This is a genomic window from Chryseobacterium sp. JJR-5R (genome assembly GCF_034047335.1).
Taxonomy (GTDB): domain Bacteria; phylum Bacteroidota; class Bacteroidia; order Flavobacteriales; family Weeksellaceae; genus Chryseobacterium.
Window position 1 is genome coordinate 306746 of record NZ_CP139137.1, and the last position, 14120, is coordinate 320865.

Annotated in this window: 8 protein-coding genes; all 8 read right to left on the reverse strand. The window is 43.9% G+C overall.

Annotated features, from left to right (window positions below):
- Window positions 1-7: 7 nt before the first annotated feature.
- Window positions 8-1579, reverse strand: coding sequence for an L-aspartate oxidase (gene nadB / locus SD427_RS01460; protein WP_320559558.1), 1572 nt, complete (start codon window positions 1577-1579; stop codon window positions 8-10).
- A gap of 29 nt (window positions 1580-1608) precedes the next feature.
- On the reverse strand, window positions 1609-2235 hold the full coding sequence (locus SD427_RS01465; protein WP_320559559.1) for an NAD(P)H-dependent oxidoreductase: 627 nt from the start codon (window positions 2233-2235) through the stop codon (window positions 1609-1611).
- Between the two features lie 135 nt (window positions 2236-2370).
- Entirely contained in the window at window positions 2371-4632 is a 2262-nt protein-coding gene (locus SD427_RS01470) for a T9SS type B sorting domain-containing protein (protein ID WP_320559560.1), read from the reverse strand.
- 173 nt (window positions 4633-4805) lie between these two features.
- Complete coding sequence (locus tag SD427_RS01475) at window positions 4806-7058, reverse strand: T9SS type B sorting domain-containing protein (RefSeq protein WP_320559561.1); 2253 nt, start codon at window positions 7056-7058, stop codon at window positions 4806-4808.
- Between the two features lie 161 nt (window positions 7059-7219).
- Complete coding sequence (rnhA, locus tag SD427_RS01480) at window positions 7220-7696, reverse strand: ribonuclease HI (RefSeq protein ID WP_320559562.1); 477 nt, start codon at window positions 7694-7696, stop codon at window positions 7220-7222.
- A 161-nt stretch (window positions 7697-7857) separates the two neighbouring features.
- The gene (gene dnaB / locus SD427_RS01485; protein ID WP_320559563.1) at window positions 7858-9447 is read right to left on the reverse strand and encodes a replicative DNA helicase; all 1590 of its coding nucleotides are present in this window, start codon (window positions 9445-9447) and stop codon (window positions 7858-7860) included.
- Between the two features lie 129 nt (window positions 9448-9576).
- Window positions 9577-11937, reverse strand: a complete 2361-nt coding sequence (locus SD427_RS01490) for a gliding motility-associated C-terminal domain-containing protein (protein WP_320559564.1) — start codon at window positions 11935-11937, stop codon at window positions 9577-9579.
- 86 nt (window positions 11938-12023) lie between these two features.
- A complete protein-coding gene (locus SD427_RS01495) occupies window positions 12024-14102 on the reverse strand; it encodes a T9SS type B sorting domain-containing protein (RefSeq protein WP_320559565.1) in 2079 nt (692 codons plus the stop codon).
- Window positions 14103-14120: the final 18 nt, after the last annotated feature.

Genomic DNA, 14120 nt, shown 5'->3' on the forward strand with positions numbered 1-14120 from the left:
TATGCTCTTAAACTAAATCTTTATTGTAAAATGCTCCCTTATTTTCTGTCATTTCCATAGACTGGGTAATGATGAGGTGGGCAACGGTTGTGAGGTTCCTTAATTCTGATAACTGCGGGGAAAGAATGGAGTAATGGTAAATTTCATCCACGGCAGCAGCGATTTCCTGATGTTTCTGCAAGGCCATATTCAGGCGGCGGTTGCTTCTTACGATGCCCACCAGGTCGCTCATCATTTCCTGCAGCTGTTTTCTTAAATAAGAAACAATCACCATTTCATCCATAATTTTCATGCCCTCTTCGTTCCATTCCGGGACCGCTTTCAGGTCATCAAAATTGAAATTATTTTCATGCAAAAGGGCTACGGTTTTCATGGCGGCATTGTGTCCGAAAACCAGGCCTTCCAATAATGAATTGGAAGCAAGGCGGTTGGCTCCGTGAAGCCCGGAATTTGTGCATTCTCCTACGGCAAAAAGGTTCCTGATGGAAGACTGCCCGTCCTTGTCCACTTCAATGCCGCCCATCAGGTAATGGCAGGCCGGAACCACTGGAATCAGCTGTTTGAAAGGATCAATCCCTTCATCCCTGCATTTTTTATAGATATTCGGGAAATGTTCAAGGAATTTTTCCTGATCCATTTCCTTACAGTCCAGGCCTACATATTCGTCACCGGTTATCTTCATTTCCGCATCAATCGCTCTTGCCACGATGTCCCGGGAGGCCAGCTCTTCACGCTCATCATATTTATGCATGAATTTTTCACCCTTTTTTGTTCTCAGCCTGGCCCCGTCGCCACGTACGGCTTCAGAAATCAGGAACAGCATGCCGTCAATTTTACTGTATAGTGCCGTTGGATGAAACTGGTAATACTGCATATTGGAAACTTTTCCTTTTGCTCTTGCTACGAAAGCGATGCCGTCTCCGGTTGCAATGGTAGGATTGGTGGTGTTTTTATAGACATGTCCCGCTCCGCCTGTGGCCACCATTGTTATTTTGGAAGTAATTTTCTTGATTTCTTTAGATTTTTCATCTAAAATATAGGCACCATAGCAGTGGATGTCTCCTTCATTGAGTTCTTTGCCGGGAACGTGGTGCTGGGTGATGATATCAATGACGTAATGATGATCGAGGATCTCAATATTTTCACTTTTATTGGCGGTTTCCAGCAATGCCCTTTCAATTTCAAAACCGGTGATGTCTTTGTGGTGGACAATCCTGTTTTCCGTATGCCCGCCTTCTCTTCCCAAAGCAAACTCTCCGTTTTTCATATCGAAGTTCGCACCCCATTCCACAATTTCATTAAACCTGGCCGGTGCTTCCTTTACTACCATTTCCACTACGTCGCGTTTGTTTTCGCCGTCTCCGGCACGCATGGTATCTTCAATATGTTTGTTGAAATGGTCATTTTTAGAATCTGTAACCACTGCAAGGCCGCCCTGTGCATATTTGGTATTGCTTTCATCTTCATCAGACTTGGTTACGATAATTATTTTGGCATCCGGAAACTGCTCAGAAATTTTTATCGCGTAGGAAAGTCCCGAAATCCCGGAACCGATTACTAATACATCCGCTTTTATCATTATGCTTGCTTTAGGTACAAACGTCTAAATTAAATAAATTTAAACAATTTCTCGTCTGGTTTTCTTACTTTTTTCAGGTGCTGGAAATGATCTTCCTCCGAACGGTAGCCTAAAGCCAGCGTAACGGTAGCTTTTTCAGCTTCAGGGTCGATTTCCAGGATTTCCTCAATAACATCCTGGCGGAAACCTTCCATCGGGCAGGTGTCTACATTTTCAATTGCGGCCGCATACATCAGGTTAGCAAGAACGATATACGACTGTTTTTCTGCCCAGTTGAAAATATCGTGGCTGTTTTTCCGGAAGTGCTGGTCAATGCTGTTCCTGAAAGGGTCTAAATGTTCCAGCGGCGTCTCTCTTACTTCCGAGATATGCCTGAAGTATCCGTTAAGATACTGCTCTTCCACTGTTTTTTTTGAAACGATGACAATGAGATGGGAGCAGGTTGAAATCTGTGACGGGTTGTAAAAGGCCGGAATCAGCTTCTGCTTCATTGCCTCGCTTTCCACAACCAGAATTTTGTAAGGCTGAAGGCCCAGAGAGCTTGCAGATAATTTTCCCGACTCAAGAATGTTGCCAAGGACTTCCTGAGGCACTATTTCCTGATTAAATTTTTTTACGGAATATCTTCTGCTTAAAGCTTCTAAGTAATTCTTCATATCACAAATTTAAGAATAGAATACGAATTAAACAGGGTTAAGGCAAAATATCTTATTCCAAATCAGGATGGAAAAAGGATCACTCCGATAATCTGAAGTGATCCTTTTTTAAGTATACGGAATGGTTGTTTAGATTTAATCCCTGTTTTTAACAAGTACCCACCCGGAGTATGTGAACGGGGTGTTTTTCTTGTCATTTTCATTCCATGAAACAGAATACCAGTAGCTGCCTGTCGGAATTTTTCTTCCGCCTACTGTGCCGTCCCACCGGTATCTGTTGGATTTATCGGCCTCATGGATTTTAGCTCCGTACCGGTCAAAAACATTAAATACCAGGTTTTTTTTGCCTGCCAGTGCAGAATAGTCGATCACATCATTTACTCCGTCTCCGTTCGGGGTAATTACATTGATCAGGTTCGGAACCACGATGGTAATGGTAATCGGGTCACAGTCATAGGCGTCTTTGATATAAATCTGGCTGTCTCCTCTCGGTACATTCTTAAATTCATTGGAATCCTGCCAGTGAATTCCGTCGATGGAGTATTGGTAAGGCGCAGTTCCTCCGTTGGCGTAAACCGTAACGGTTGTATTTGAAATATCGACACTGGTGATTACGGGCTGCTCGGAAGGGTATACTTTCACAGGTTGTTTTACTATACAGTTCCCTGTTTTAAGCTCCACCCAATAGGTCCCGACGGTTACATTGGCAATGGCCTGCGTTGTTGCGCCCGTACTCCATTTGTAAGCGGTAAATCCCGGGCCGGCATCTAATGTTGTCATGTCCTCCATGCAGATAATTTTATCCTGTAGAATTGCAGAAAAAGCCTGTGGAATTACAATTAATGTGACTTTGGCTACGGCATAACATCCGTTTGCATTGGTAACCTTAATATATGCTACGCCATTTGGAGAGATATATGCGGTCGGTACCGGGATCGGATTGGTTCCGTTCTGGGCATCGGTTAGGGAAGGGTAATATGTTTTTGTACCGGTTTGTGTAGTGACCAGAGCTGTGGTAAGATCAAACTGCCCCGTAGAAGGCTTGGCCTCAATCGCACAGGATCTTAGAGTGGCATCCTGTACTGTTACAACCGGGAATAGGGCCAGGGTAATCTGTGCAGCATCCGTACAGCCCTGCGGCGTAGTTACCTGAGCATAGATTGTGGTTGCCGGTGAAAAAAATGCCGAAGGGTTGGTGATCGGATTGACCTGACTATTGAGATCAGACATGGTATTATAAAATATTGAAGTACTTCCTGGAACCGATGATAAGGCTGCTGCTGTAAGATCGAAAACGGCTCCACCTGCATTATTGTTGTTACAGCCGTTGATGGTTACGTCATTCGCTGAAAAAGGGGTAGGAGTTAATACAATGGTTCCGTCACCATTATCACAGAGCGTGGATGAAGGATCCTGGACAACTACTGTAACCGTAGTGGTTCCGGCAGGGTACTGGTAATTGCTGGGGTTGGTAATCGGTGTTCCGCCGGGCCCGAAATAAGTGAAAACATAGTTTGCCGGGGTTGTTACGAACTGGTTCTGGAAAGACGTTAGATTTACAGTTCCGTTTCCTGTAGCCGGGTTTACGCAGACACTCGGGGTAACGGTATTGGTAAGAATAGGAACTTTATCAATGTAAATTTTGGCATTTTTTATTGAATGCCTTGCGCTTGCACCTCCCGTTGCTGCGGAAAATCCGAAGTATCCTGTGGTCATTCCTACGGCTCCTCCGGAAGCCGTAAATGGCTGGTCTACCAGTAAGACACCGTCCATCTGAATTTTTATGTTCCAGATATTGGTATTTACAGGATCCATTTCACCGTTTACGATAACGTGTTTGTAAGTAGCCCCAACAAACGGCTGTGTTGGATTGAGATCTGCAGTGTGGAAAGTACTTCCTGCAGTGGTATTATATTCTATATTATTGTTTCCTACAGGCAAGTTGTTGGTTCCGTACAGAACATGGATTTTACTCATCTGGCCTTCTGTGGAATTATTGAAGATGTCAAAACCTACCATCAGCCCGTTGGCATTGGCAGGTATGCCCAATCCGCCTCCACTCGTAAATCCTGTAGGCGGGTTGCTGAGGTACCAGAATGTAAATCCGTCACCGCGGCCGAAAGACGTCGTTCCGTTTCCGTCAATTCTGAAATCAAATTCCACTTTCCATTTATCGCAATATTTGAGGTTGATAGGGGTTGCTAATTTTACCACGCCAAACTGGCTTCCGATATCCTGAGTAAGCTGTATAAAATCTCCGCTTACAGAAGCATTGGAGACAAGATCCCATCCGGTTGTGTTCACAGGGCTCCCGGTAAGCTGGTATGTCTGTGCAGAAATTTTTCCGGCGAGACAAATGAAAATGATAAGAAAATAAGAAAGTATTAGTTTTTTCATTTGAGCGAATTGTTTAATTTATTGATGGTTTAAGTTAAGTTTACAGTATATATATGCTTATTATAAACTCTTTATACAGGATTTATATAATCCGGGCTGCTTACAACAGAGCATCTTTACACAAACAAAAAAGACCACGTTCATACGGAGAGTGGTCTTTTAATGTAAATTATTTATTCTATGTTTTTTACCAGTATCCAGCCGTTGTAAACAGTCTGGGTATTGTTTTTATCATTTTCATTCCAGCTGATGGTGTACCAGTAAGTTCCCGTCATTACTTTTTTGCCGCCGGCTGTTCCGTCCCATTTATAGTTCCTCAGCTTGTCGGCCTCATACATTTTGTTTCCGTATCTGTCATAAATAACGAAAACCAGATTTTTTTTGTAGGCCAGGGCAGTATAATCAATCACATCATTTACATTGTCTCCGTTAGGCGTAATTACATTAATCAGATTCGGAACGGTAACCTGAACGTTGATCGGCGAACAGTTATAGGCATCTTTTACATACACCACGGCTTCACCTCTAGGCAGGCCTGTAAAGGTATTGGAGTCCTGCCAGTTTACACCGTCCAGAGAATACCGGTACGGCGCTTTCCCTCCGTTTACATTTATTGTAATTGTTGTATTGGTAATATCAATCCCTGTAATTACGGGTTGGGGTGAAGGGATGACTTTCACCAGCTGTGTTGATGTACATCTTCCTGATTTCAGCTGAACCCAGTATTGCCCCGGAGAAACATTCTGAATAGCCTGAGTAGTGTCACCGGTGTTCCACAGGTATGTATCAAACCCCGAGCCCGCATCAAGCGTGGTTTTTGCATCAATACAGATAATCTTGTCTTTCAGAACAGAAGAATACACCGGAGGCAGGACTTTCAGGGTTACTTTGGCAATAACAAAACAGGTCGCTACATTGGTAATTCTTACATACACCGTTGATGAAGTTGAAATATAGGCAAGGGAATTTGAAATTATATTTGTTCCGGCTACAGCATCAGCCAGCGTGGTATGGTATGTTTTGGTAATTCCCGCAGCATTCGTCACATTGGCCTGTGTCAGGTTAAAGGAAGCAGTGCTGGGTGCGTTTTCAATAAAGCAGGATTCGATGGTAGTGTCATTATAGACGATAGGAGGGAAAAATGCCAGTGTAATGGCAGCAGATCCCACACATCCCTGCGGCGTGGTTACCTTAACATACACGGTTCCGGCTGCAGAAACATAAGCATTAGGATTGGTAATCGGGTTCGTTCCTGCATTAAGGTCAGCCAGTGTCTTATAGTAAATTTTGGTTGATCCTGCAGGTTCATTTACGTTGGCAAGCGCAAGATTATACGTTGCTGTTCCTGCATTGTTATTGTTGCATGCGGTAAGCGTGGCAGGGGTAGCAGTGAACGGGGAGAGGGATAAAATAATCTTTGCATCCGGATTATCACACAATACGCCGGCGTTATCTTTGATGAGCACGGAAACGGTCGTATTCCCGGCAAACTGGTAACTGGCAGGATTGGCAATCGGGGTTCCCGCCACACTGTATGAGAATGTATAGTTTGCGGGATTGGCAACAAACTGATTCTGATAACTTGTCAGGTTCACGGTTCCCTGGCCGGTTGAAGGGTTCGGGCAGAAGCTTGCCGAAACGGAAGGCTGGGTGATGGAAACCTTATCCGTGTAAATTTTGGCATTTTTGATGGAATGTCTCGCGCTTGCCGCACCCGTAGACGCTGAAAATCCGAAATATCCCTGGGTCATCCCGATCGCACCTCCGGATGGGGCGAAAGACTGGTTCACCACTACAATACCGTCTATTTTTATATTGATGATCCAGTTGTTTACATTGGCAGGGTCTACCTGGCCCAATACCTCCACATGCTTGTAAGCAGCCCCGACAAACGGCTGGGTGGCAATGAGATCCGCCGTATGGAATGTACTTCCTGCCGTATTGTTAAACTCGATATTGGATCCTGCGGTATTGTTTGTCCCGTACAGCACATGAACCTTGCTCATCTGTCCTTCGGTACTGTTGTTGAAAATATCAAAACCTACCATCAGCCCTGTAGAATTAGCAGGGATCCCTAAACCGCCGCCCTGGGTATAGGATGCAGGAGGGTTGGCCAGATACCAGAAAGCAAAACCGTCACCGCGGCCGTAAGACGCAGTTCCGTTTCCGTCTATCCTGAAATCAAATTCCACTCTCCATTTATCACAGAATTTAAGATTGATGGGAGCATTTAATTTGATACCGCCTACCTGAGAAGTCTGATCTGCAGTAAGTTGTACAAAGTCACCACTAACGGTTGCTGACGGAACAACGTCCCACCCGGTTGTATTCACAGGATTTCCTGTCAGCTGATAAGTCTGGGCAGAAATTTCTCCGAAAAAGCAGCATAGAAAGAGGGTAAAATAAGTCAGTAGCTTTTTATTCATATAATGTGGTACTTAAATTATCAGCCAAAGATATTAAATCCCAGTCAAATTATGAGTATTCAATATTAATTTTACCGAATTTAATGGTTATTTTACAATAGATGATAAGCTGGAATGAGAAATAATTAAAATTTTTAATCAGAACTTATTTTAAATATAAATTAGAATAAGGAATTGTTTTCAAGACTTTCAAAATAGGTATCAATCTCTAAATTACCTGATGCAGCAGCACTTACGGCGAGTTTGTCACACAGCTCATTTTCAAAATGTCCTGCATGGCCTTTGATCCAGTGCAACTTTGGCCGGTGCAGGTTATACAATACCGCAAACCTTTGCCAGAGGTCCGGGTTTTTAACATTTTTCCACCGTCTTTTGACCCATCCGGCCAGCCAGTTCTGGTTGACGGCATCCGAGACATATTTGCTATCCGTATACACATGGATATCATTCTCAGGGGATTTCAGTTTTTCCAGCGCAGTGATAACGGCCAGAAGCTCCATCCTGTTGTTGGTGGTTTTCCGGAAGCCTTTTGAAAAGGTTTTCTGATAATTTTTTTCCGGGACACGCATGAGAATTCCATATCCGCCCTTTCCCGGGTTTCCGCTGCAGGCTCCGTCGGTGTATATTTCTATTCTCAAATTATGGATATTGAATATTAAATTTATGGCATAAAATTGCCATGAGGTTTTTACGGCTAGTTATACATTTTATTTCAGATCCTCATTCATCCACACCATCTGGTAAAATTTTGTTTCAGCTGATGCGGACTTTTGTTCAGAGGATGAATTTCAATTACGGATTAAAACGGAAAATCATCATCGTCATCAAAATCATTCATCGAAGATCCTGATACCTGTGATTTATTCGGGAGATCAAATGCTGCCCCGGGCTGGATGGTTGTTTTTATTTTATCAAATCCGCTTGGCTCACCGGCTCCGAAATTGGAAGGGTAGCCTCCGGCTCCTCCGTCAAATGCGGCTTCCACATCACCGAATCTTGCAAAATGTTTAAGGAAAGACAGCCTTACGTCTGCCGTTGCCCCGTTCCTGTGTTTTGCAATAATCAGTTCCGCCTGGTTTTCCGTTGAGGTTTCCTGTCCTTCATCGTCATTGTCCCAAACGGTAATTTTATAATATTCCGGCCTGAAGATGAAGGATACGATATCTGCATCCTGTTCAATGGCTCCGGATTCCCTTAAATCGGAAAGCTGGGGTCTTTTGCCCGGGCGGGTTTCCACACTTCTCGAAAGCTGCGAAAGTGCAATAACCGGAACGTTAAGTTCTTTTGCGATGGCCTTTAATGAACGTGAAATCATGGAAATTTCCTGTTCACGGTTTCCGGCTCCTTTTCCGCCGCCGCCTGCAGTCATCAGCTGAAGGTAATCTACCATGATGATTCTTACACCATGCTGCATGACCAGCCTCCTGCATTTTGCACGAAAGTCAAAAATCGACAGGGAAGGGGTTTCATCGATATACAAAGGTGCATTTTCCAGTTCGGAGACGTTAGAGAACAGCCTCTGCCATTCTTCATCATCCAGTGTTCCTTTTCTTAATTTTTCCGAAGAAATCCTTGTTTCGGAAGCAATCATCCTGGTGATCAGCTGTACCGAAGCCATCTCCAGGGAGAATAATGCCATCGGGATTTTGTGCCCTACCGCAATATTCCTGGCCATTGAAAGAAGGAATGCCGTTTTACCCATTGCCGGACGTGCTGCAATAATGATAAGGTCTGAATTCTGCCAGCCTCCGGTTTCTTTATCCACGTCACGGAATCCTGAAGGTACCCCGGAAAGCCCTTCTTTATCTTTCAGGGATTTAATGGTTTCAATCGCCTGTTTTACCAGTGAATTGGCCGTATCGAAGCCTTTTTTAATGGTCCCGTTGGTGATTTCGAAAAATGACTGTTCGGCTTTGTCCAGAAGTTCAAAAACATCTGTTGATTCTTTGTAGGAGGCGTCAATAACGTTGGCTGAAACATTAATCAGGCTTCGTAAGATATATTTTTCAAGAATGACACGCACATGGTATTCAATGTGGGCAGATGAGCTTACGCCCATGGTGAGGTCAATAAGGTAATGGTCTCCGCCGGCCTGGCTTAGCCTGTCTTCTTTTTTCAGCGCCTGGATAATCGTCATCAGGTCAACCGGCTGGTTGCCTTCGTATAATTTTAAAATCGTTGAAAAAATAATACCGTGCCTGGGGTCGTAAAAGACATCCGGCGTTAGTAAATCTATAGATTCGTCAAGACCTTTTTTATCAATCAGAAAAGTACCGATAACCAGTCTTTCAAATTCCAATGCATTGGGAGGTAGTTTACCGTCAGCAATTGAAAGCTCTTTTGCAAAGTTTCCGTTCGTTAATGAAGATAGAGTTTCTTTCTGCGCCATAATGATGCAAAGATAGTTTTTTTGGAAATCAAAATGCTAAAAATTTAGTCCTGATATGGCTCAGGTACCACAAGGCACCAATAAAAAATCACCTCAGTTGCGAGGTGATTTTTAAATGTCTGAAAATTATTATTGTATATTTTTTACCAGGATCCAGCCGCTGTATTTTGTCGGCGTGCTGTTCTTGTCGTTCTCATTCCATGTGATGGTATACCAGTAGGTTCCGGTCACGATTTTTTTACCGCCTGAGGTACCGTCCCATTTATAGTCTCTCATTTTATCAGCGGTATACATCATGTTGCCGTACCGGTCATATATCTTTAAGACTAAATTTTTCTTATAAGCCAGGGCTGAATAATCAATATAGTCATTCACATTATCTCCGTTCGGTGTGATGGCATTGATCAGATTCGGAACGGTAACCTGCACATCAATAGGATTACAATCATAGGCATCTTTTACATATACTTTGTTTTCTCCTCTCGGCAGGCCTGTAAATACATTGGAATCCTGCCATGTTATTCCGTCCAGGGAATATTGGTAAGGAGGCTTTCCGCCATTTACCGTTACCGTGAAAGAATCATTGGTGATTTCAATATTGGTAATCACGGGCTGTACAGAAGCATTTACCTTCACCTCCTGTAAAGTCCAGCATTTACCTGTTTTCAGTTTTACCCAGTAAGCGCCTGCCGTTACATTTGAAATGGACTGGGTAGTTGCTCCCGTGCTCCATTCATAACCGTCAAATCCGGGTCCTGCATCTAAAGTAGCCGTATCTTCAATACAGATAATTTTATCGGTCAGTACATTTGATTTTACCGGAGGCAAAACCTTTAACGTTATTTTAGCAATGGCAAAACAGTTGTTCTCATTGGTTACCTTTACATAGACCACGGTACTGGTTGAGATGTATGCCGAAGGGTTCAGGATTTCGTTGGTGCCTGCCAGCAGATCAGCCTGTGTGGTGAAATATTTCTTCGTAATACCGGTTTGTGATGTTATATTGGCCTGGGTCAGATCAAAAGAAGCTGTTATTACATTAGCCTCAATAAAACAGGATTCGATAACGGCATCTTTTACAATGACGGTCGGGTAGAACTGTAAAGCAATTTCAGACTGTCCCGTACATCCCTGCGGTGTAGTTACCTTTACATACACTGTTTTCGGTGCTGCGGAAGTATAGGCTGCGGGATTGGTGATCTCATTCGTTCCTGCAGTCAGGTCTGCAAGGGTCGGGTAATATTTTTTGGTAACACCGCCCGGAGGATATACGTCTGCTGCAGTCAGGTCAAAAACACCTGTACCCATATTGTTATTATTACAAGCCTTTATGGCAACATTTACTGCCGGTAAAGGCGGGAAAAACTGCAGGGCGATCTGTGCAGTTCCTACACATCCCTGGCTCGTGGTAATTTTTACGAAAATTGTTTTCGGGGCTGCAGAAGAGTAGGCTGCCGGATTGGTAATTTCATTGGTTCCGGCATTCAGGTCTGCAAGGGTAGGGTAATATTTTTTTGTTGAGCCCGGGGTTGCTGTATATACATTGGCTGTTGTCAGGTTAAAAATACCTGAACCGGCATTGTTGATGTTACAGCTGGTGAGCGTGGCGTTCATCGTTGTGATATTTCCCGGCTTGAATTTAAAAGGCCCGATCTGCGTACAGCTGTTGATCGGATTCGCCGGATTGGCCGGATCCTGGTAATGAATGCTGTAATAGTAAGTAGCCGTACCGTTTATTGTTATAGGTGCGGTGATCGGGTTGGCTCCTGTAAGGGCATCATTGGATGTATAATGGTAGCTAACCTGGAAATTAAGGTTCCCGTTGACAATTCCGGCAGTCAGCGTGCTGAAATCAAAGGTTGTCGGAAGCTGGCACTGCAGGATTTCATTAGGTGATCCCGGTGTTGTTCCCGGCGTTCCCGGCGGTACAAAAGGGTTAGGCGTGAGGTTAGGATCCGTAAACGGAGATGCCAGTACAGCCGTTCCTCCCCAGGTCAGTGAGAATCCCATGGTGTTGGAGGAGAAATTATCAACAATCATATAATAAGTTTCGCCGGGCAGGACATCCATGTATTTTACGAAACGGTCTCCGCCTGCACCTTCGGTAGTATCTGTAGAGGTCATATTAAGGCCTGTTGGCCCGCCGCCGGCCGCAAAGGAACATCGTACAGGGGTGCCTAGGCTTCCGCACTGTACGTTGGGCCCGTAAACGGCCCAGTCGTAGTCTGTACTTATGGGATTAGCCGGGTTTACGGTAGGATCGATAACAAATGTCAGTGTTCCGCCTGTAGCTATGGTAAACTTATACCAAACGGAAAAATGCTCTGTTGAAAGGCATCCTCCCAAAGGGCTTTCCTGTACTGTGCCGAAACCACTTGGAGTATATGACTGACCTGAATTCCCACATACTGCAATTGCCGTGGCGCAGTCTGATTGTGAGAAAAACAATTGTGAAAAAAATAAAATCGTCAGTAGTAATAACTTCTTCATTAGAAATGATTTTTATTAAATAGTATTATACTTATTTATGTGAAAAAAACCGCCTGGGAAAAGCGGTTTTCTCTAGTTATTTAAGTTTAGTCCCTGTTTTTTACCATTACCCATCCGGAGAACTTGAATGGCGTATTCTTCTTGTCATTCTCATTCCATGTTACAGAATACCAATACGTTCCGGTAGGCACTTTTTTGCCGCCTGTGGTTCCGTCCCATTTAAAGCCTGTGGTCTTGTCGGCCAGGCCTACTTTTACTCCGTACCGGTCAAAAATACTTAAAACGAGGCTTTGTTTTCCGGACAGGGCTGAATAATCAATAACGTCATTCACGCCGTCGCCGTTCGGCGTAATTACATTAACCAGGTTCGGCACTACAACCGTTACGGTAATAGGATCACAGTCGTAGGCATCTTTTACATAGATCATATGATCACCTCTCGGTATGTTGTTAAAAGTGTTTGAATCCTGCCAGTTGATCCCGTCAATTGAATATTTATAAGGAGCTGTTCCGCCTGCAATATTTGCCGTAATGGTATTGTCTGTAATATCAATGCTTGAAATAACAGGCTGCTCGGAAGGATATACTTTAACTTCCTGTCTGGCAATACAGTCTCCGGTTTTAAGTTCTACCCAGTAGGTACCTACGGTAACATTTGTGATAGACTGGGTGGTTGCACCTGTACTCCATTTGTAAGCGGTAAATCCGGGGCCTGCATCTAAAGTTGTAGTGTCTTCCATACAGATAATCTTATCTTCCAGAATATTGGAATAAACCGGAGGCAGTACAATCAGGGTTACTTTAACAACTTTATAACATTGGTTTCCATCTTTTACTTTAACGAAGACCACACCGTTCGGAGCAATATAAGCAGTCGGCGTCAAAATCTCATTGGTTCCGTTTACTGCGTCTGCTGCAGAAGGATAATATGTTTTAACAGCTCCGGTAAGAGTAGTCACCGCTGCTGTTGTAAGGTTAAATAAAGCCGTGGCAGGATTGCTTTCAATAAAGCATGATCTCAAGGTAGCATCTGTTACCGTAAAGTCTGCATAGAAAGCCAGCGTGATCTCTGCAACATCGGAACATCCCTGTAATGTCTCTACCTTTACATATACTTTACCTGTAGATGAAGTGAAGGTATACGGATTGGTAATTTCATTGGTCCCCGCGTTGAGGTCAGCCATAGTAGGATAATATTTTTTAATGGCGGTAGGATCTGAAGGCAGAACATTTGCCGTCGTCAGGTTAAATACGGCTGTACCCTGGTTATTGTTGTTGCATTCGGTTAAAGTAACATCCACAGCCGTGATATTTCCCTGCTTGAATTTAAACGTCCCTGTCTGCTTACATTTACTGATCGCACTGTTCGGGTTGGCAGGATCAGCATAGCTGATGCTGTAATAATATACTGCCGTTGTACTTACGGTCTGTGGTGCAGTAATCGGGTTGTTACCGGTAAGCGCATCATTTGAGTTTGTATGATAGCTTACAGTGAAATTCGGGTTTCCGTTGACAATGCCTGCAGATAAAGTCGAGAAATTGAATACAGCAGGATCGGTACAGATAATTACTTCGTTCGGTCCTGTTGGGATCGGGTTCGGTGTTCCCGGTGGTATGAAAGGGTTTGGCTGAACCGCAGACGTAAACGGGGAAGACAGGGTTGCTGTACCGTCCCAGCTTAATACAAATCCGTTGGTATTGGCTGAAAAGTTATCAATGATTAAATAATAGGTTTCACCGGCAATTACATCGAGGTATTTTACAAAACCGTCGCCTCCCGCACCTTCTGTGGTATCGGTTGCAGTCATATTAAGGCCTGTTAATCCTGTTCCCGAAGGAGCAGCATAGGAACATCTGATGGGTGTGCCGAGACTTCCGCAGGCTTTATTAGGTCCGAATACAGCCCAGTCATAATCGGCCTGTGCATTCGGGGTGATCAGGAAAGTAAGGGTTCCGCTTGTAGATGCGGTGAATGTATACCATACGGAAAAATGTTCGGTGGAAAGACAGCCATTGCCAAGAGGGCTTTCCTGAGTGCTTCCGAATCCGCTCGGGGTATAGGAAATACTGGAATTTCCACAGACGGCAAGGGCTGATGTACAGTCCGACTGCGCGTAAAACATCTGGCACAGAATGCCCAGAAAAATTAGTAAAATTTTTTTCATGAAGGGGGATATTTTATA

Bases quoted from the DNA above. Each gene is read 5' to 3' on its own strand.
- nadB (WP_320559558.1), bottom strand. From the start codon at position 1,579: ATGATAAAAGCGGATGTATTAGTAATCGGTTCCGGGATTTCGGGACTT.
- SD427_RS01465 (WP_320559559.1), bottom strand. From the start codon at position 2,235: ATGAAGAATTACTTAGAAGCTTTAAGCAGAAGATATTCCGTAAAAAAA.
- SD427_RS01470 (WP_320559560.1), bottom strand. From the start codon at position 4,632: ATGAAAAAACTAATACTTTCTTATTTTCTTATCATTTTCATTTGTCTC.
- SD427_RS01475 (WP_320559561.1), bottom strand. From the start codon at position 7,058: ATGAATAAAAAGCTACTGACTTATTTTACCCTCTTTCTATGCTGCTTT.
- dnaB (WP_320559563.1), bottom strand. From the start codon at position 9,447: ATGGCGCAGAAAGAAACTCTATCTTCATTAACGAACGGAAACTTTGCA.
- SD427_RS01490 (WP_320559564.1), bottom strand. From the start codon at position 11,937: ATGAAGAAGTTATTACTACTGACGATTTTATTTTTTTCACAATTGTTT.
- SD427_RS01495 (WP_320559565.1), bottom strand. From the start codon at position 14,102: ATGAAAAAAATTTTACTAATTTTTCTGGGCATTCTGTGCCAGATGTTT.